Annotated in this window: 15 protein-coding genes, 6 tRNA genes, 1 other RNA gene and 2 pseudogenes; 9 read left to right on the plus strand and 15 right to left on the minus strand. The window is 42.4% G+C overall.

The annotated features are described in order from the left end of the window. The 8 genes and pseudogenes from J502_RS16840 to J502_RS11000 form a co-directional block, all read right to left on the minus strand. Positions 1-99: pseudogene (locus J502_RS16840) on the minus strand (ribose-phosphate pyrophosphokinase); the annotation flags it as partial. Between the two features lie 36 nt (positions 100-135). Further along, positions 136-210: transfer RNA gene (locus J502_RS10970), tRNA-Gln, on the minus strand. 91 nt (positions 211-301) lie between these two features. Next, a tRNA-Gln gene (locus tag J502_RS10975) sits at positions 302-376 on the minus strand. A gap of 20 nt (positions 377-396) precedes the next feature. Then, positions 397-471: transfer RNA gene (locus tag J502_RS10980), tRNA-Gln, on the minus strand. A gap of 27 nt (positions 472-498) precedes the next feature. Continuing rightward, positions 499-573, minus strand: a tRNA-Gln gene (locus J502_RS10985). 1 nt (position 574) lies between these two features. Further along, complete coding sequence (gene ispE, locus J502_RS10990; protein WP_005015782.1) at positions 575-1,405, minus strand: 4-(cytidine 5'-diphospho)-2-C-methyl-D-erythritol kinase; 831 nt, start codon at positions 1,403-1,405, stop codon at positions 575-577. A gap of 25 nt (positions 1,406-1,430) precedes the next feature. After that, a complete protein-coding gene (gene lolB, locus J502_RS10995) occupies positions 1,431-2,006 on the minus strand; it encodes a lipoprotein insertase outer membrane protein LolB (protein WP_005015779.1) in 576 nt (191 codons plus the stop codon). Between the two features lie 6 nt (positions 2,007-2,012). Next, the gene (locus tag J502_RS11000; RefSeq protein ID WP_171072019.1) at positions 2,013-3,695 is read right to left on the minus strand and encodes a tetratricopeptide repeat protein; all 1,683 of its coding nucleotides are present in this window, start codon (positions 3,693-3,695) and stop codon (positions 2,013-2,015) included. A gap of 108 nt (positions 3,696-3,803) precedes the next feature. Here J502_RS11000 and hemA point away from each other — a divergent pair, with 108 nt between their 5' ends. Beyond that, on the plus strand, positions 3,804-5,087 hold the full coding sequence (gene hemA, locus J502_RS11005) for a glutamyl-tRNA reductase (protein ID WP_005015775.1): 1,284 nt from the start codon (positions 3,804-3,806) through the stop codon (positions 5,085-5,087). Positions 5,088-5,106: 19 nt separating this feature from the next. Here hemA and J502_RS11010 read toward each other — a convergent pair. Together J502_RS11010 and J502_RS11015 are read right to left on the minus strand one after the other, a co-directional pair. Continuing rightward, positions 5,107-6,990: pseudogene (locus J502_RS11010) on the minus strand (DNA primase). A 189-nt stretch (positions 6,991-7,179) separates the two neighbouring features. Continuing rightward, positions 7,180-8,211, minus strand: a complete 1,032-nt coding sequence (locus J502_RS11015) for an outer membrane protein assembly factor BamD (protein WP_034684131.1) — start codon at positions 8,209-8,211, stop codon at positions 7,180-7,182. Between the two features lie 70 nt (positions 8,212-8,281). Between J502_RS11015 and rluD the strand changes: the two genes are divergently transcribed. Both rluD and pgeF read left to right on the plus strand, forming a co-directional pair. Beyond that, a complete protein-coding gene (gene rluD, locus J502_RS11020) occupies positions 8,282-9,334 on the plus strand; it encodes a 23S rRNA pseudouridine(1911/1915/1917) synthase RluD (RefSeq protein ID WP_005024995.1) in 1,053 nt (350 codons plus the stop codon). 23 nt (positions 9,335-9,357) lie between these two features. Beyond that, positions 9,358-10,104: a peptidoglycan editing factor PgeF gene (gene pgeF, locus J502_RS11025; protein ID WP_034684132.1), complete on the plus strand. Its 747-nt coding sequence runs from the start codon at positions 9,358-9,360 to the stop codon at positions 10,102-10,104. Positions 10,105-10,203: 99 nt separating this feature from the next. Here the strand turns inward: pgeF and smpB are convergent, their stop codons facing one another. Next, positions 10,204-10,680 (minus strand): SsrA-binding protein SmpB, encoded by a 477-nt coding sequence (gene smpB, locus J502_RS11030; protein ID WP_005404295.1) that lies wholly within the window; start codon positions 10,678-10,680, stop codon positions 10,204-10,206. A 142-nt stretch (positions 10,681-10,822) separates the two neighbouring features. Between smpB and coaD the strand changes: the two genes are divergently transcribed. The 4 genes from coaD to J502_RS11045 all read left to right on the plus strand — a co-directional run bounded on the left by coaD (position 10,823) and on the right by J502_RS11045 (position 12,101). Then, positions 10,823-11,314: a pantetheine-phosphate adenylyltransferase gene (gene coaD, locus J502_RS11035; protein ID WP_005025000.1), complete on the plus strand. Its 492-nt coding sequence runs from the start codon at positions 10,823-10,825 to the stop codon at positions 11,312-11,314. A gap of 1 nt (position 11,315) precedes the next feature. Further along, positions 11,316-11,579: a YfhL family 4Fe-4S dicluster ferredoxin gene (locus J502_RS11040; RefSeq protein WP_005015756.1), complete on the plus strand. Its 264-nt coding sequence runs from the start codon at positions 11,316-11,318 to the stop codon at positions 11,577-11,579. Between the two features lie 26 nt (positions 11,580-11,605). Next, positions 11,606-11,961: RNase P RNA component class A (rnpB, locus tag J502_RS16380), an RNA gene on the plus strand. 63 nt (positions 11,962-12,024) lie between these two features. Continuing rightward, positions 12,025-12,101 (plus strand) — tRNA-Met (locus tag J502_RS11045). 80 nt (positions 12,102-12,181) lie between these two features. Here the strand turns inward: J502_RS11045 and J502_RS11050 are convergent. Beyond that, a complete protein-coding gene (locus J502_RS11050; RefSeq protein ID WP_005025002.1) occupies positions 12,182-12,586 on the minus strand; it encodes a hypothetical protein in 405 nt (134 codons plus the stop codon). Between the two features lie 159 nt (positions 12,587-12,745). Between J502_RS11050 and J502_RS11055 the strand changes: the two genes are divergently transcribed. Further along, positions 12,746-12,822, plus strand: a tRNA-Met gene (locus J502_RS11055). 115 nt (positions 12,823-12,937) lie between these two features. Here J502_RS11055 and J502_RS11060 read toward each other — a convergent pair. Then, positions 12,938-13,972: a hypothetical protein gene (locus tag J502_RS11060; RefSeq protein WP_249301570.1), complete on the minus strand. Its 1,035-nt coding sequence runs from the start codon at positions 13,970-13,972 to the stop codon at positions 12,938-12,940. Then, complete coding sequence (locus tag J502_RS11065) at positions 13,965-15,590, minus strand: NAD+ synthase (RefSeq protein WP_034671184.1); 1,626 nt, start codon at positions 15,588-15,590, stop codon at positions 13,965-13,967. The genes J502_RS11060 and J502_RS11065 overlap by 8 nt, the downstream gene beginning before the upstream one ends. 247 nt (positions 15,591-15,837) lie before the next feature. Between J502_RS11065 and J502_RS11070 the strand changes: the two genes are divergently transcribed. After that, complete coding sequence (locus J502_RS11070) at positions 15,838-16,326, plus strand: hypothetical protein (protein ID WP_005025006.1); 489 nt, start codon at positions 15,838-15,840, stop codon at positions 16,324-16,326. A 51-nt stretch (positions 16,327-16,377) separates the two neighbouring features. Here J502_RS11070 and gltA read toward each other — a convergent pair whose 3' ends face one another. Further along, the gene (gene gltA / locus J502_RS11075) at positions 16,378-17,655 is read right to left on the minus strand and encodes a citrate synthase (protein ID WP_005015746.1); all 1,278 of its coding nucleotides are present in this window, start codon (positions 17,653-17,655) and stop codon (positions 16,378-16,380) included. Between the last annotated feature and the right edge of the window lie 823 nt (positions 17,656-18,478).

Below are 18,478 nucleotides of genomic sequence, written 5' to 3' on the forward strand. Positions count from 1 at the left end.
GCCTACAGAAGCAGCTCCCAACGGAATGTGTAAATGGCTTACGACTTTTTGAGCGAATTGTGGATGAGCGTTTCCACTAAAAACGACAAGATTGGGCATGAAGCACCCTTGGCGGTTGGCATGTATGGAATGAGATGGCAGGGGTAGCTGGATTCGAACCAACGAATGGCGGGATCAAAACCCGCTGCCTTACCACTTGGCGATACCCCTAATGCGGCAGAACTTTAATATTTTTGCATGGTTATGTCAAGGTAAATTAACACGAACTTGCAAATGAACGTTCTATCTTTTTACAGGAAAATGGCAGGGGCGGCTGGATTCGAACCAACGGATGGCGAGATCAAAACCCGCTGCCTTACCACTTGGCGACGCCCCTAAAATGGATGATTGTATTGATGGCAGGGGCGGCTGGATTCGAACCAACGGATGGCGAGATCAAAACCCGCTGCCTTACCACTTGGCGACGCCCCTAATACAAACATCTACAGGTAAAATTGATGGCAGGGGCGGCTGGATTCGAACCAACGGATGGCGAGATCAAAACCCGCTGCCTTACCACTTGGCGACGCCCCTATCAATTTACTTTCAACTGACACAATGGAGACTCATCTAAACTATGAACCAGGTAAGCTTTACATGGTGCATTCTTTAAAATATCGTCTGGCTTCATGTCAGAAGTCAGTTCAGTGAAAACACAAGCACCTGTACCTGTAAGCCGTGCAGTACCGAATTGATCGAGATAACGCATGGCTTCATCAACCTCTGGATATAAACTTCTGGCCAGTGGCTCAAAGTTATTTCCGAAAGCAGATGGCTTTAACTGATAGGCGCAAAATGTAGTGGGCTTCGTATTTCTTGTCAATGTTTTTTGTGAAAAAAGCAGTTGAGTGCTGATAAAACAGTCAGGTTTGAGCACTATGTATTGTTTCGGTTCTAAGTTAATGAAACTTAACTGTTCTCCGATTCCTTCTGCCCAAGCATTGTGACCATATACAAAAATAGGTACATCCGCACCAAGATGTGCACCATATTCAGCCAACTGTTCAATTGTTAAACCGCAATCCCAGAGCTGATTTAATATAATCAGTGTAGTGGCAGCATTGGATGATCCTCCACCTAATCCTGCACCCATTGGAATATTTTTCTCAATTTTGATCTGTACACCAGAAGAATTTTTAGTGTGTGATTTAAGTAATAATGCAGCTTTGTAGATTAAATTCTGTTCAAGCTGTACGTTACCTAAACCTTCAATGTGAATTTTTCCAGTCATGTTGACTTCAAATTCCAGCCAGTCATATAGGTCAATTAGTTGAAAAATACTCTGTAACTCATGGTAGCCATTTTCACGACGACCTGTAATATGTAAAAACAGATTAAGTTTAGCGGGTGAAGGAACTCGGATCATACTAAATACCACAGCTGAAAACAGATTAGCGATTCTGGATCAGCATTGTAATACGGTTTTCTTGGCCATCAGCAAGTGACTGTTTTAAAATCAGTTTACTAGGTTGTTGGGCATTGCCATTATAGCTTAATTCGACATTCCAGTCCTGTTCCTGAATGGTACTGATCCGTTGCTGTTCATCTTTTTTAATTTTAGCATTCAAGCTTGCCGGTCTGCCTTGGACCCAGTGTACGAGGTGAGTAATCGGTGCCTGCCATCCAGTAGCACGCTCCAGTAGCTCTTCAGGTGTTGTTGCGCGAATCAGGCCTGTCTTTGCACTATTCAGCGTGACTTCTCCCGGACGGCCTTCAATTTGTGTTTTGCCTACGCCTAAGATTCCCGTCAGTTCAATATCAAAATTATCCTGCTGCTGTTCCCAGTTAAAAAATGCACTCCCTGACTGCTTGGGAGTTTTTACCCCAATTTTTCCCTGTAGATTAAATTGATTGTTTTCTGGCTGGGTGTTAACCGGATTTTGAGGTTGTGTATATTGCTGACAGCCGGTAAAAGCCAGAGTTGCCGTAGCGCACAAAGCGAGTCCCAGTTTAGAAAAAGAACGCATAAAAGTTTAACTCTGTTTAAATTGTTGAGGTAACAATAACGCATCTAACTGATCCAATTGCGGATCATTATGATATTTTTGTTTAAGCTGTTTTAACACTTCACTAAATTTTGTGAGTGAACCCTGCATATAAAGTGCTTTAGCGTAGCGTACACCAATTTTCAGGTTCTGACTTAGACTGTAGGCCTTGGCCAGTACCCGGACGGCAGTATCATAATCATTTTGCAATATGCAGACGTACCCGAGTGTGTCGAGTATTGAGGCTTGTTCCGGAGCATACTCAAGTGCATGCTCTGCATACTGGCGCGCTTCATTTAGACGCCGGTTTTGCAGAGCGAGAGTGTAAGCATATGCATTCAGGTAAGTTGGACTGTTTGGTTCTATTTCCAGCAAATGTTTGAGTGTCTGGTCCAGTTTTTCCCGGTCTTGAAAAGGATCAAGCAATAAGACTTGGGCATAGATCAGCTCCGGGTCATCTGGCAGGTTTTTGACTGCTTCATCAAGTAAGGCTAGCGCTGCTTTTTTATTTCCCGTCTTTTTCAAGATTTCTGCCTGAACCTGGTATAAAAAACTGGCATGCTGTGGATAATTGACACGTTCCTGAGTAAGAAAACGCAAGGCATCATTCAGCTGGTTTTGCTTTTCAAAAATAGTGACCAGATTCCGTCGTGATACAGTGTATAGACTACCGTCCACCAGACGATAATAAGCTTTCGCTGTTTCGTAATGCTGTTTCCGCTCGGCATTTACTGCCAAATAGTAATAGGCCTCATTCTGATACTGATCAGAATAACGTAGCTCTACCAGATATTTTTCTGCCTGCTCATATTGTTTGAGGTCAATACTGGTTAATCCGGCAATAAATAATGCTTCTTCAGCATCTGGCCACTGTTTTAAAATACCTTGAAGCTTTTTTAAGGCTGATTCGGCCTGATTGGATTTGACCAGAAAGCGGACCTCTGCCAGCCGGATATCTAAATTATATTTCTGTTTACGGCTTGATTTTTCCAGCCATTGCTGGGCTGCTAGCTGGTCATTCTGAGCCATTAACAGGTTGGCCTTCATCAGAATAAAACCAGTCACTTTGGGCCGCTTGCGCAGTGCCTGATTGATAGTCACTAAAGCCTGCTCTAGCTGACCATTTTGTGCTTCCAGGCCAGCGATTAAAACCAGAATAGAAGGATTATTTTTTTCCTTACTGCTACGTAAGGCATTTAAAAGTATCTCGCGATCTTCTGGAAGCTCTGGGGCAATCCCTGCCAGAATCTGTTCCAGATCAGCATTTGGATCAATATTAAGAATTTTATTCAGGGTATCGGCGGCAAGCTCATATTCATGCGCTTTCAGAGAAATATGGGCCAGATAAAATAAAGCCGGAACATCTTGAGGTTCCTGAACCACCCAGTGTGTCGCGATGTCTAAGGCTGCTTTCAGATCATTCTGTTCGAGGGCAACATTCAGGGCACGCTGTTTGATAGTGGTTGAATTACTTTTAATGGCCAGTACAGTATAGTTATGCAACGCAGTAGGAATATCATCGTAAGCGAGTGCAAATTCGGCAATCATGCTTTGTTTTAAGGCATTATAGTTAGGATTTTCATGATAAATATCGCCCGATGCCCTAAGATGAGCGGTCGAGGCTATGCTACCTACCAGTAAGACTGTGGTAGAATATCGCCGTATAGTCATGCCGGATAGTCGGCTATTGATTTGACGCAATTTTTATTGATCCAGCTAATGCTTTTTATGACACCGATGTTGCACAATAACATAAATTTAGTGAAATGATGATCTGATATGTCTTTCTTTGCATTAGGGGTCAACCATCAAACTGCTTCTGTAGAGTTGCGAGAACAGATCGCTTTTAACCCTGAGCGGTTAAACGCTTTATTTGCCGAGCAAAGTCAGCATCCTGTCTTGAATGATATGGTGGTGGTCTCGACCTGTAACCGAACAGAAGTCTATGCCATGGCAGAGCATGCTGATATGGTATTGGACTGGCTCGCCCATGCAAATGGTTTAGATGTCAATCAGCTCATCAAACATACTTACCGTTATGAAGACGCTCAGGCGATTACTCACTTGATGCGTGTTGCCAGCGGTTTAGACTCTTTAATGCTGGGTGAACCGCAAATTCTGGGTCAAGTAAAACAGGCACTATCGATTGCAAAAGAAGCCCATATGGTTTCACCGGCACTAAACCGCATTTTTGAATATGCCTTCTATGCAGCTAAACGTGTACGCTCAGAAACTGCTGTAGGTAGTCATGCAGTCTCTATGGGTTATGCAGTTGCTCAGCTTGCCCTGCAGGTCTTTAGCCAGCCACAAGAGTTGACTGTAATGGTAGTGGCTGCTGGAGAGATGAACAGTTTAGTAGCTAAACACCTGGCTGAAATGGGTGTAGGTAAAATCCTGATCTGTAACCGTAGTCGCGAGCGAGCAGAGAACCTGGCGCAGGAGATTGCTCATCAGGTAGAGGTCGAGATTCTGGAATTTTCGGAACTGGCCAGTAACTTGTACCGTGCTGATGTAATCTCAAGCTGTACAGGCAGTCTGTATCAGGTAATTTCTTATCGTGATGTGAAAACAGCATTAAAAAAACGGCGCTACCAACAGATGTTAATGGTAGACCTGGCTGTTCCGCGTGATATTGAGCCAAAAGTCGCGTCACTAGATGGTGTATATCTGTATGGCGTTGATGACCTGCAAAGTGTTATTGACGAGAACCTTGCCCAGCGACGTCAGGCTGCGGTTGAAGCTGAAATTATGGTTAACCAGCTGGCGACCCAGCTTATTACCCATCAAAAGGTCCAGCAGGCTGGCAGTACTATCGCTGCTTATCGTGAACAGGGCCAACACTTGACTGAATATGAGTTGCGGTTGGCGCTGGAGCATTTGCAGGCCGGAAAAGATGCAGCTGAAGTCCTGCAAAACTTTTCCCATCGTCTCACTCAGAAATTATTACATCCGACTTCAATTTTGCTAAAGCAGGCAGCTCAGGAAGAAGATCCCTCATACTTTGAGTGGTTACAGGACGGTTTGCAGGGGATATTTGACCATCAGCGTAAACTTAAAAAATAATTTGAAAACAGCTTAAACCTTATGAATGCAATAATCTTAAGCTAATTTTCTTGGTCAGTTCATTGAGTTGCTGCCGCAGATTGCGTGATTCAATAAGTGAAATGGGTGATTTTAGTTTCTGTTTTAAGTATTTTTCCTGCAGGCCCAAGGCATATTCTTTAGCAAGCTTGTCTGCCATTTCTGGTGCCGGAATCAAGCTTTCAATATTGGTACGCTGTAAAATATCCGCAACCGCATGACAATACATACTGCACGCGCCAAGCACATAATAGACAGCCAGTTCCTGATCATCCGGTAGTTCATCAAAGATTTTGTCTAATATTGCCAGTATTTGTGCCAGTAATTCATCCGGATGAATAAAAGCACGCAGAGTTTCAAAGTGAATATACAGATAAGGATGCCGTATCAGCATAGCGATGGCGAAATCTTCATCCTTGGTGCGGATATTAAAAGAGAGTGATGCATCATTACTAAGTTTCGGAGTAAAACGCTTGCCTAGGCCGAGCTTTTCTTTAAATGACTGAGTGAGCAGATAGCGAAATGATCCCTGTTTAGGTAACAGGTCGGTAAGCTCCCTGAGCTCGCCCATTACCTGACTTTTACCCTCAGGTGAAGAAACATCTCGCTGTTGCGTGAGATGTGCAAATACAAAATCGGATAACAGGGGGGCCTGTTCAAGTAAACGCTGAAAATTTTCCAGTCCTTCACGACGGATCAGAGAATCGGGATCATGCTGGTCGGGTAAAACAAAAAATTTCAGTTCACGGCCATCATTTAATAAAGGCAGGGCAATTTCCAGTGTTCGCCGGGCTGCCTTTTGACCTGCAGCATCCCCATCAAAGGCAATCGTAATCCGGTTATTCTGTCTGAATAAAATATTAAGATGTTCAGTATTGCTGGCTGTTCCAAGAGTTGCTACTGCACCGCTAATCCCGTATTGCTACAATGCGATAACATCCATATAGCCTTCGACTATTAACCAGTCTTGAGCTTTTTGCTTGCGACCTTCGTAAAGGCCGTACAATAACTGATTCTTATGGAAGACTTCAGAATCTGGCGAGTTAATATATTTGGGTTTGATCTCATCATTTAATGCACGCCCCCCAAAACCGACTACACGGCCCTTACTGTCCCGGATTGGGAAAATGACCCGGTCACGAAGTAAGTCAAAGTCACGACCGCTCTCACTAGAGCGAATCAGCCCTAGCTGTTTCAGACCTTCAATATCATAGGGGAATGCCTTTTCCAGATGCTGCCAGTCCTCTGGTGCATAGCCCAAGCGCCAGAACTGGACTGTATCTTGGCTTAAACCTCGCTGTTTAAAGTAAAATTGTGCACTTTGACTTTTAGGTAACTGCTGTTCATAAAACTGAGCAATATTTTCTAGCAGGTCATACAGGTTACCTTCCTGTACAGGCACATCTGTCACATTTTCAAATTGTTCAAACGGATCAAAACTCTGAAATTCAGCGAAAGGATCAATCGGAGTATAAGGTGTATTTGTGATAGGAGACTGGATCTGTTCTTTAGCCTGCGCGGCAGGAGCCTGAACCGGCTTGCTAACTTTTTTGATTTCACGTTTATAGGACAGGCGCTTATTGTCCTGATTGTCTTTTGGCAGTTCAATACCAGTCTGGCTTGCCAGGTCTTTCATAACATCAACAAAATTACGGCTGTCGATATCCATTAAAAAACGTATGGCATTACCATTGGCCTGACAGCCAAAGCAGTGGTAATACTGCTTGTCACGGTAGACATGGAAAGAGGGTGACTTTTCCTGATGAAAAGGACAACAGCCAGAATAAGTCCGTCCGGTTTTTTTAAGTTTTACGCGTTGGCCAATCAGATCAACAATATCAGTACGATCCAGGATCTGATCAATCGTATGCTGTGGAATTGCCATAAGAAAAAGCCATTATTTTATATACTTTAACCATAAAAACGCTGACCTGAAGTCTTGCTTTAAGCACTATTCAGTTGCTATCACTTGAACTAAACAGTCCTGTACAGAATTTAGCCGTCTTTACTGAAAAAGAGAAGGGGGAAAGTATTTTAACTTTCTCCCCCGAAAAAAGCGACCATCTGGTCGAGATTATTCGTTTGGAGTTTCTGTAGCTATATCAGCCGGTGGTTTGGCAAGCATTGGTGTATGTTGCTGTCCATTTTCAGATTTACCGAGCATACCTAAGCTCAGACGGTTGAGCCAGCTACGTTCTTCTGAAGAATAACTAGAGGTTTCCTGCGATACTTCACTTGCAGTACTGTTTTTGGCTTCACGGCCAAAAATTCCCAGTGTGGCGCGGTTAAGCAGGCTGGCATCCCTGCGGGCGGCACGCAGGTTTACACTGCCATTACTACGCACCAGTTCTGGATAGTTTAGTTTTAAGACCTCTACATACTGCTGTGATGAAGCCTGATCGCCCAGCTTGTCATAAGCGTAAGCCATGGTAGCTAGAGCTTCTGGAATTTGAGGAGTCTGCGGGTAGTGTTCAACTACCCACTGCGCCCGCTCCAGAGCGGCAACCCAAGCTTTACGCTTTAGATTATAGCGTGCTACGTTCATTTCATTTTCAGCCAGTTCCTGACCAATAAACTTCATGCGCTGTGCAGCATCTACTGCATACTCACTGCTTGGATAGCGACGAATAAAATCAACAAAGTTCTGGTAAGCTACCTTCAAATAGCTAACATCACGGTGTGATTGCTGCAAAGAAGTATAACGCAGCAAGCCATCATAATTCTGTTCCATGTTGGCTACACCACGTACGTAATAAGCGTAGTCAACATTAGGGTGCTGTGGATTTAAACGGATAAAACGTTCAGCCAGAGCAATTGCCCCTTCATAATCTTTTTGCTGGAATTTAACGTAAAGCAGCTCAAGTTGTGCTTGCTGCGCATATTGTCCGGTCGGGAAGTAGGTGTCTAGTGCCTCTAGCTGTTTTGCAGCATCAGAATATTGACCACGTTCAAGCGCACGTTCGGCTTTATTGAAATAAACCTGTTCGCTTGACTGTGGGCCAGTATCGACAACTTCTTTTTTTGGATTGCTGCTACAGCCCACTAATGCAGATGCCATGCCTAAAGATAAAGCAAGCATCGTAACTTTATAACGTGGTAGCGACATAAAAACTCCTCTGTTAATCGGGCAATGAGCTACAATTGCGCTATTAAACCACTTTTGTCTCGATGATCAAATGACTTCAGCACAATCTTCTAATTCTACTTTCCCTGAAACTGATTTCAATTTACTTGAAGATTCTGAGGATGCAGATAACCATACTTCAGAGCCGACTGCAACACGTTTATCGTTGCAGTTTCAATTGGATGAAAGCTATCTCGGGCAGCGTATTGACCAAGCAGCAGCACTGGTCTGGAATGAATTTTCCAGAGAGAAACTTAAGCAATGGATTAAAGACGGCCATTTGTTAGTAAATGGTAACAATGTCAAACCTAAATACAAGTGTGAGGGCAATGAGCTGCTTACGCTTGAGGCAGAGCTGGAAATTCAGACTGCCAGTCAGCCAGAAAATATTCCGCTTGATATTATTTATGAAGATGATGACATTATTGTCATTAATAAAACTGTAGGAATGGTCGTACATCCAGGTGCAGGAAATGGGTCGGGCACTCTGGTCAATGCGCTGCTTTACCATTATCCGAAATCTAATGAACTGGCCCGTGCCGGACTGGTCCACCGGATTGATAAAGATACTAGCGGTCTGCTGGTGGTTGCAAAAAACCTTGAGGCCCAGTTCTCTTTAAGCAAACAGTTGGCAAAAAAGACTGTCTACCGGATTTATGATTTAGTTGTTTATGGAAATATTGTAGCCGGTGGAACCATCGATGAGCCAATCAAACGCCATCCTGTCGATCGCGTTAAAATGGCCATATTACCGGGTGGTAAAGAAGCGGTTACTCACTATAACGTGAAAGAGCGATTTAAAGACTTTACCCGTGTTCAGGCACAGCTTGAAACCGGTCGTACTCACCAGATCCGGGTCCATTTTAGTTATATCGGTTATGGCCTGGTTGGTGACCCGGTCTATATGAGCCGGGTACGTGTACCTGCCGGAGCTTCTGAAGAGCTGGCTGATACTTTGCGTAGTTTTAAACGGCAGGCATTACATGCTGCCAAGCTTGGTCTGGTTCATCCGCGTACAGGCGAGAATATGATGTTTGAGGCGCCGTGGCCTGAAGACTTTAAGCGTTTAATTGAAGTACTTCGTCAAGAGAATGCTGCTTATTAATTGATTAACACGGGAAATTTAACATGCAGTCTGTTTCAGGGCTTCCATCAGGTGTATATGCAGGACAGACACATATCCGGCATCCAAGTACATTAACTTCAGCAAAACCGGAACTTGCGGGCTTTAATCTGGCTTTGCACGTGCAGGATGATACGCAGCGAGTACAAGCTCACCGGATGATCTTGCTGGAAGAACTGGCAGGCTATGGTGTAGATAAAATCACATGGATGACTCAAACTCATAGCACGATCTGTCATACGGTTAATGAAGCACTTCCATTCGAAGCTCTTATTGGTGATGGTTTAATTACCAAGAAGAGAGCACATGCCTTGATGATGATGACAGCAGACTGCTTGCCTGTAGTGATGGGAAATGCACAAGGTACTGAAGTTGCCAATTTGCATGCGGGTTGGCGTGGACTTGCAGGTGGTATCATTGAAAATACTATTGCCACCATGCAAGACGGGCCTAGTTGGGCCTGGTTAGGCGCGGCGATCAGTCAGCCCTGTTTTGAGATTGGTGCAGAGGTCAAAGCAGCATTCTGTCATAAATATCCGGAAGTTGAATCGGCCTTTATATCAGGGCGCTCAGGGAAGTATTATGCCGATCTTTATGCAATTGCCCGTTATATTCTGCAACAGCAAGGTGTAAAGATGGTACTAGGAGGCGACCAGTGCTCATATCAGCAGTCTGATCAGTATTTTTCATATCGGCGAAACGCCCAGACCGGACGTATGGCAACATTTGTTTTTATGCAATCATCAGGATAAACCAGTCAGGTCCTTTATGCTCGCTACTTCAAACTCATTTGTAAATTTTTCCGGTATGAAAAAACCTCCAGTTGTGGAGGTTTTTTCATTGCAGGGTACTTATTTGTGGAAGATACGTGCCTTATCGCGCTGCCAGTCACGGTCTTTTTCGGTTGCACGCTTATCATGAAGCTGTTTACCTTTAACCAGCGCGATTTCAAGTTTGACTAAAGGTCCTTTCCAATAACAGGCCAAGGGCACACAGGTATAACCTTTCTGGTTAACTGCACCCATTAATTTCTCGATTTCACGCTTAGATAAAAGCAGCTTGCGGGTACGGGTTGCTTCAGCAACAATATGGGTAGAAGCAGAAAGTAAAGGCTGAATCTGGGCACCAAACAGATAAGCTTCGCCATTTTTCAAAAGGATATAGCTTTCTGTCAGGCTCATACGTCCAGCACGTAATGATTTAACTTCCCAACCCTGTAACGACATGCCGGCTTCAAACTTTTCTTCAATAAAATAATCGTGGCGTGCGCGTTTATTCTGCGCAATTGTTCCACCATTATTTTTTTTCACAACTTTTACGTTCGCCATAATCATTAAATTCCAAAGTTGTACTTATTGTGCCGTAAAGTGCCAGCAAGAGAAAGTTTTTTCAAAAAGATGGGGATACTTCGCTAAAAAATCAAGTTTTTGTTAAACTAGGGGTCTGCACAATAAATTAGAGTATCAAGCGATGTCTAAAGCTCGCGTTATTTACCCGGGAACCTTTGATCCAATTACTAATGGCCATATTGATCTGGTAACCCGTGCAGCCAAGATGTTTGATGAAGTGGTGGTTGCCATTGCGATAGGACATCATAAAAATCCGGTATTTAGTCTAGAGGAGCGTGTAGCACTGGCGAAAGCTTCCTTAAGTCATTTAAGTAATGTCGAGTTTGTGGGTTTTGATGGGCTGCTGGTCAATTTCTTTCATGAGCAGAAGGCAACTGCTGTACTACGTGGACTGCGTGCGATTTCCGATTTTGAGTATGAATTTCAGCTGGCTAATATGAACCGGCAGTTAGACCCTCAGTTTGAAGCGGTTTTCTTAACACCTTCTGAACAATATTCCTTTATTTCATCGACACTGGTTCGTGAAATTGCTCGTTTAAAAGGTGATGTAAACAAGTTTGTACCCCCGGCAGTCGTTGAAGCCTTTGAACGTAAACATCAGCAAGGTTGGTAGCGTGTCTTTATATATTACTGATGAATGTATTAATTGTGACGTATGCGAGCCCGTATGTCCCAATGAAGCTATCTTTATGGGGGAGATGATTTATGAAATTCATCCTGACCTCTGTACTGAGTGTGTCGGACATCATGAGCAGCCTCAGTGCCAGCTGTTCTGTCCGGTTGACTGTATTCCCCATGATCCAAACCATGTGGAAACAGAAGATGAGCTAATGCAGAAATATAAAATGTTGACTGCTCAAAAAAGTGCGAGCAATTAACAGATAAATTTGATACTATGCGCGACGAAGTGAGCCGGACGGTCGCTGCTGTGGAGGTCTTCGTGACTAAAGCAGGGGAGGAAAGTCCGGGCTTCATAGGGCAGGGTGCCAGGTAACGCCTGGGCGGCGTAAGCCGACGGAAAGTGCAGCAGAGAGTAGACCGCCTCATTCGTGAGGTAAGGGTGAAAGGGTGCGGTAAGAGCGCACCGCGTATCTGGTAACAGTATACGGCATGGCAAACCCCACCAGAAGCAAGACCAAATAGGAATCCTGAGGTACGGCCCGTACTGGATTCGGGTAGGTCGCTTGAGCGTATGAGTGATTGTACGCCTAGAGGAATGACCGTCCTCGACAGAACCCGGCTTACAGGCTCACTTCAACAATTTTCCTGTAAATAAAGCTTGACCTGCTAAAGATAAATGCAGATAATGCGCGCACAGTTTTCGGCTATGTAGCTCAGTTGGTTAGAGCACCGCACTCATAATGCGGGGGTCACAAGTTCAAGTCTCGTCATAGCCACCATTTTTATAGACCACGTTCTCTAAAACGTGGTCTTTTTTTGTCTGTGTGTTTATCGTTTGAGTAGCGGGTAGAGGACTTTACTAGTCACAGGTTATTGAGCCGGTATCCAGTTTGATTTGTGGAAACCTTTCTGTATATGTATTTAAGATCTGTTGGCGTTGATCTTTGCCAAAGACCTGTTCCTGTAGCTGTGTAATTTTCTTTTCACTCAAATATTGTCTAGCACAGTGCAGTGCTATCTGATTCTCCTTGGCAATACTGAGTTTTTGACTCTCTGTAATTTCATCAATTCGATAAAGCTTCTGCTGTGCCCGACTGAGCTGTGCCAAGCTGCGCTTTTGCTGCATACTAAGTAATTGCTGGTGATTAATCCATTTGGCTACATCCATACGTACGCCGTTATAATCTACAAAGATTGGACTAATCGCACTGCAGGCTGTAAATCCGGACAAGACAGTACTGGCGATCATCATTTTAATTTTCATGTTGTGTCCTGATAAGGTTCTCAAATTATTTTCTACGTAAAATCAAATATGTGTATTATTTTTCAGCAAAACACATCTTTTTGCTTAAAGACTGAGCATTCATTAAAGATAGTTCTTGACGCTGGGCAATGAAGTTTAGATAATGCGCACACAGTTTACGGCTATGTAGCTCAGTTGGTTAGAGCACAGCACTCATAATGCTGGGGTCACAGGTTCGAGTCCCGTCATAGCCACCATTTTAAAAGACCAGGCTCTCAGTCTGGTCTCTTTTTTTGTGCCTAAAAATTATTGCCGAATATTTTTGATTAATCATCAGCCCAATCTTATAAAAATTAAGCTTCAATATATTTATTAGTTTACCTGATATTGCCGGATGAGCTCTATTGTATGCGGTGCTGCATAAAATGGTGATAACAGCTGATGCAATAACGGGTCGAGTATGTCATTTTGATCGAGCGCTTGCAGTACAGATGGAATAAAGCGTAAACCTTCATTCATTAAGTCATCCTGGGTCAATCCTACGGCATTCAGCAGTTCTTTTAACGAATGTTCCTGGAAGTAGTGATAAAAAATATTTACCCCCTCAAGGATCAGTTGCTGTAAATAGCTACTTTCACGTAATTCCCGCCAAGATTCATAAAGTAATACAAAGAACTCTTCTATATCAATTGCAGTGAATTGCGACATACTGTCTTGTAGACTCTTATATTTGAATTCCTGCCATACATGCATTGCAATATCATATAGATCTTCTGAAGGAAGCAGCAGAAGTTCACTGAGCTGTTCTTTAATTATATTCGCGAGCCTGAATTCTAGCTTGGCTTCAATAGTCTGCTGCTGTTCCTGCATAAACTGTAAAACCCGTTGCTGAATACCTAGCACTTTATATTTGCTATGACGTAACTGGTTTAACCATGGGGTCTTGCTTTCAATAATATGAGTCGCCATTTGCAGACAGACTACATCTACCTGCTGACTCTGTAGTAATAAGTCGCGTAAATATAAGCGGACATTTGTCAGCTCGACGAGCTTTGTAAGCCAGAATTGATATTGCTGATCTGAAATAAGATCTTGAAGTTCAGTATCCGACTGTAGGGCGTACTGATGCAGCTTTTGCGACATTATTCCGATCAGTTCCAGTATTTCTGCACCCAGATTCATTTCAAAGGCGTAGCGTTGTACCACAGCATGGAGCTGAGACACATTGATTACCTGTTTAAGCTGCACCTTTTCCGAATAATGATAAAGCTGCTGGATCAAAATTTTTAAAGCTGGATGATCTTTAGAATAAATATAGTGTTGTTTTAAAAACTTCACCTGCTCAAGCAAAAGTGCTTGAGCAAGTTCATTTGGAGTGATTTTATAAATCTTTTGATTATTAGACACCAGGTTTCCAGCCATTTACTATCGGATAACGTCGATCCCGTCCGAAAGCTCGTGAGCTGATCCGCGGACCAATCGCACCTTGTCGGCGTTTGTACTCGTTACGGTTGACCAGTTTAATTACCTTCTCGACGGTTGCCCGTTCAAATCCTTTGGCAATAATATCTTCCTGACTCATATCTTCTTCGATATAAGCATAAAGAATTGCATCCAGAATATCATAAGGCGGCAAAGAGTCTTGATCTTTCTGATCTGGACTTAATTCTGCTGAAGGTGGACGGGTAATTACACGTTCAGGTATAACTGGTACTTCACTTAAACTGTTTCGATATTTGGCCAGTTCGAAAACGATAGTTTTATAAACATCTTTTAATACCGAAAAACCACCTACCATGTCACCATACAATGTACAGTAACCTACAGCTACTTCAGACTTGTTACCGGTAGATAGAACCAGATTACCAAACTTGTTAGATAGTGCCATGAGCAAAGTGCCACGGGCACGTGCCTGCAGGTTTTCTTCTGTCGTATCTGCCGGACTGTTTCCAAAGAATGGATATAGAGTCTGCAAGAAGCCATTCACAATCGGATTGATTTCAGCAATGCCAAAAGTTACACCCATAGTCTTGGCCTGTGCTGCAGCATCTTCAACAGAAATTTGTGCGGTATAAGTATAAGGCATCATTACTGCCTGGACCTTGTCGGCTCCAATCGCATCAACAGCAATAGCCAAGGTCAGGGCAGAGTCGATTCCGCCAGATAACCCGAGAATAACGCCAGGGAAGCCGGAGCGCTGGATATAGTCACGGGTTGCCATTACCAACGCCTGATAAATCTCGGCCATAGTGTCAAGCTCAGGTGCGATTTCCTGAACTATAAAGGCGTCTTTATCTGCACTATATTCGGCGTAGTGCAGGCATTCTTGAAAGCTAGGTGCACGTGTAACCAGTTCACCTTGCGGGTTTAATACAAAACTTGACCCATCAAAAATAATATCGTCTTGGCCGCATACCTGGTTCACATACACCAGATTAAAATTGAGCTGTTTGACCAGCTGCTGCATGGTCTGAATACGATGCTGTGGCTTGCCTACTTCATATGGCGAAGAGTTAAGTACCAATACGGTCTGCGCCTTAAGCTGGGTTAGCTGCTGTACTGTATTAATTGACCAGATATCTTCACAGATCAATACAGCAAACTTGTGTTCCATATATTCAAATACAAGTTGCTGGTTACCAGAAGCAAAATAACGTTTTTCATCAAATACGCTATAATTCGGCAGGTTTTGTTTATTATAAACCCCCAGTACTTGACCATCTTTAACCACAGCAGCCGAGTTATATCGCTGCCCGGTTTCAGCCTGATTAACAAAGCCAAATACCATGACGATATCTTTAACTTGTCCCAGAATTTCAAAGACCTTTTGTGTACGTTTGCTCAGACTTGGACGCAACAATAAATCTTCAGCTGAGTAACCTACTGTGCACAGTTCTGGAAAAACAATAATATCAGCACGCTGTTTTTTCGCTTCATTTGCCTGCTCAACCATTTTCTGAGCATTAAGTTCAAAGTTACCAGTATGTGGAGAGAACTGAGCCAGGGCGATCTTAAAACTTTTCATTCACACCTAATCCTATTTCTATAGGGTATAAAATACACAACATGTTGATTTAGAAGTTATAATTTTCCAACTTCGTGTACACATATTAAAAACAATTAAACAAATAAAATTTAATAGGTTGATATAACACACTTGTCTGCTATACAACGAAAAAAGAACAAGATTTTGCCGTATTGTAGTCGAAAAAAATACATATTCTAGTATTTAAATATGTACTTATAAAATATCTTATTTCAGGCAAAGGTTTATGGCACTTTTTTTACAGCATGTAGCTAAACGTTTAACGAATATATTTATTATTAAAAGACGCTTGCTTACTCCGGGAGAGCGTGAATTAGCCTATTCTGTATTTCACTCCAGTTTGAAACTTGATCATATTGAAATCATTGCTCATCACGCGATTTTAAAAAACTATGCAATGAGCCCAAATGGTCATATCTATTTTAACATTCAGGACTGGCGCGAAGATTTTTCTATGGCTCCATTGTCCATACAGTCCTGGCTGATCCATGAACTTACTCACGTTTGGCAATACCAGCAGGGAATGAACGTGATCCGTAATGCCGTATTTAACCGTCGTTATCAATACATACTGCAACAAGGAAAGCAGTTTTTTGAATATGGTATAGAGCAGCAGGCACAGATGGTACAGGATTATTTTTTAAGGCGAGTCAAAGGGCAGGAGTGTTCGGCTTATGAAGCCTGCATCCCTTTTTTAAATAAACAGATAGTATAAAAAAAGCCACCCTGAGGTGGCTTCCTGAAGTCTAATTCATGTTGAGATGAATTAACGACCTTCGATGTCGCGTTGAGTTTCGCCAGTATAAAGCTGACGAGGGCGACCGATTTTGTATGGACCAGAATGCATTTCTAACCAGTGGCTGATCCAGCCTACGGTACGTGCAAGTGCAAAGATCACAGTAAACATTTCAGTCGGGATACCAATCGCTTTAAGGATGATACCTGAGTAGAAATCTACGTTAGGGTATAGGTTACGTTTAATGAAGTATTCATCAGACAGGGCAATACGTTCAAGTTCCATAGCCAAAGCGAGCTGTGGATCATTGATGCCAAGTGCACCCAGTACTTCGTCACAAGTTTCTTTCATGACTTTAGCACGTGGATCGAAGTTTTTATAAACTCGATGACCGAAGCCCATGAGTTTAACTTCTTTAGTTTTCACTTTTTCCATGAAGTCAGCAACGTTTTCTACCGAGCCGATTTCATCAAGCATCTTAAGAACAGCTTCGTTCGCGCCACCATGAGCTGGTCCCCAGAGCGCAGAGATACCAGCAGCGATACATGCATACGGGTTAGCGCCAGTAGAACCTGCTAGACGTACTGTAGACGTTGAAGCATTTTGTTCATGATCTGCGTGCAGCGTGAAGATACGGTCCATTGCTTTTGCAAGGATCGGATCAACTTTATAATCACGGTCAGCCGGAGTCGCAAACATCATGTGAAGGAAGTTTTCAGCATAGCTCAGATCGTTACGAGGGTAAACGAAAGGCTGTCCGATGGTGTACTTGTAGCTCCACGCAGCAAGTGTAGGAATCTTGGAGATCAAGCGGATCGCAGTGATTTCACGGTGATCAACATTTTCAATATCCAGATTGTTGTGATAGAACGCAGACAGCGCACCAACCACACCTACCATAATGGCCATCGGGTGTGCATCACGGCGGAAACCATTATAAAAACGGCTTACCTGATCATGAACCATAGTGTGGTTGCGAACTTTTGCATCGAACTCTGCTTTTTGTTCAGGAGTTGGCAGTTCACCATTTAGAAGCAGGTAGCAAGTTTCAAGATAGTCAGCTTTAGTTGCCAGCTGATCAATCGGATAGCCGCGGTGCAAAAGAATGCCTTTATTACCATCGATGAACGTGATCTTAGATTCACAAGAAGCTGTCGCCATGAAACCAGGATCAAAAGTAAAGTGACCTGAGGCCAACACATCTTTAACGTCGATTACATCTGGGCCCAATGTGCCGCTGTAAATTGGTAATTCAATTTCTTTGCCATCAAGCTTAAGAACGGCTTTTTTGCCAGTTGCTTCAGACATTCAATAGATCTCCTGTCCTGGTGGATATTTTATCTGATTCGTTACTAATCTTTTAATGCGAACCAGACGGATCAAAAATTGCTACTAAGATTAGTGAGTACTGAAATTTTGTCAATTATACTTATGGATAAAAAATGACGTGGCCACATGGGTTTAGTCATTATAATCAAGTAAGGAAAGTATGAATAAAATCACAGCACCAGCTGGCTATAATAAGTCAAATTACAGGGCAGGTGCAGAAAAAAATAGGGTGGTTGCCGTAAATGTAAGCAAATTTTTATCCTTAAAATGTATTTTATTTCCTTCTTAAGAGAAACATGATTGTGACAAAAGATGATGAAACCTTTAACTTATTTAGTTTAGTGAGATTTAAAAGACTTTTATGGGTCATAGAAAAAACAAATAAATACTTTCGAAAAAAACGTTTGATTGTATAAAAAATGACTCATAAATTAATCTAAAATTGTTTATAAAATAGTCATTTCGGATTTTATAATCGATTGAGCTTATCCATTTCTAAACAAAGAAAGGCATTTAAAAAGTTTAAATTATGACTGTTTAAGCCATAAATAATGGAGTCAGCAAACGTGTAGTTTGCTTTTATCAATTGTTCTAAGAGCATTTCAGTCTATAATTACTTTAAAAGCACATAAGGTTTAATAAAAATATTAATTAATATAAGTATTTGCTTTTATTCATCTTTAGTCTAAAACATTTGTTTTATCTTTTTATATTTTCCGATCAGGTTAAATTGTATATTAATTTAAATGAATGAGTGACTTAGCTTGAATTTTTCTGCTCTGTGGTAAGCTATAATTACTTA

The sequence above is a fragment of the Acinetobacter sp. 1294596 genome (genome assembly GCF_000582925.1).
Classification (GTDB): domain Bacteria; phylum Pseudomonadota; class Gammaproteobacteria; order Pseudomonadales; family Moraxellaceae; genus Acinetobacter; species Acinetobacter radioresistens.

Excerpts from the sequence above, each read along its gene's own strand:
- ispE (WP_005015782.1), bottom strand. The coding sequence starts at position 1,405 with ATGATCCGAGTTCCTTCACCCGCTAAACTTAATCTGTTTTTACATATT.
- lolB (WP_005015779.1), bottom strand. The coding sequence starts at position 2,006 with ATGCGTTCTTTTTCTAAACTGGGACTCGCTTTGTGCGCTACGGCAACT.
- J502_RS11000 (WP_171072019.1), bottom strand. The coding sequence starts at position 3,695 with ATGACTATACGGCGATATTCTACCACAGTCTTACTGGTAGGTAGCATA.
- hemA (WP_005015775.1), top strand. The coding sequence starts at position 3,804 with ATGTCTTTCTTTGCATTAGGGGTCAACCATCAAACTGCTTCTGTAGAG.
- J502_RS11015 (WP_034684131.1), bottom strand. The coding sequence starts at position 8,211 with ATGTCGCTACCACGTTATAAAGTTACGATGCTTGCTTTATCTTTAGGC.
- rluD (WP_005024995.1), top strand. The coding sequence starts at position 8,282 with ATGACTTCAGCACAATCTTCTAATTCTACTTTCCCTGAAACTGATTTC.
- pgeF (WP_034684132.1), top strand. The coding sequence starts at position 9,358 with ATGCAGTCTGTTTCAGGGCTTCCATCAGGTGTATATGCAGGACAGACA.
- smpB (WP_005404295.1), bottom strand. The coding sequence starts at position 10,680 with ATGGCGAACGTAAAAGTTGTGAAAAAAAATAATGGTGGAACAATTGCG.
- coaD (WP_005025000.1), top strand. The coding sequence starts at position 10,823 with ATGTCTAAAGCTCGCGTTATTTACCCGGGAACCTTTGATCCAATTACT.
- J502_RS11050 (WP_005025002.1), bottom strand. The coding sequence starts at position 12,586 with ATGAAAATTAAAATGATGATCGCCAGTACTGTCTTGTCCGGATTTACA.
- J502_RS11065 (WP_034671184.1), bottom strand. The coding sequence starts at position 15,590 with ATGAAAAGTTTTAAGATCGCCCTGGCTCAGTTCTCTCCACATACTGGT.
- J502_RS11070 (WP_005025006.1), top strand. The coding sequence starts at position 15,838 with ATGGCACTTTTTTTACAGCATGTAGCTAAACGTTTAACGAATATATTT.
- gltA (WP_005015746.1), bottom strand. The coding sequence starts at position 17,655 with ATGTCTGAAGCAACTGGCAAAAAAGCCGTTCTTAAGCTTGATGGCAAA.